General features: G+C 76.4%; 1 pseudogene. It reads right to left on the minus strand.

The window, feature by feature from the left end:
• Positions 1–208, minus strand: a pseudogene (locus MTR65_RS20090) (chromosome segregation protein SMC); the annotation flags it as partial.

The following is a 208-nucleotide window of genomic DNA, read 5'->3' on the forward strand; positions in this document are numbered from 1 at the left end:
GGTCGTGCGCGGCCAGCTGGGCGATCGCGGCCTGGTGCGCTTCGCGCGCTTCGGCGTTGCGGGTGCGTGCGGCCTCGAGCGCGGCGCGGCCCGCCTCAGGATCGGGGAGGTTCGCGCGCTTCGCTTCGGCCTCGCCAAGCTCGGTTTCGGCGACCTCGCGGCGCTGGGCGAGGTCCTCCAGACCCGTGGCGAGTTCGGTGGCCCGGGC

This window comes from Novosphingobium mangrovi (genome assembly GCF_022818885.1).
Classification (GTDB): Bacteria; Pseudomonadota; Alphaproteobacteria; order Sphingomonadales; family Sphingomonadaceae; genus Novosphingobium; species Novosphingobium mangrovi.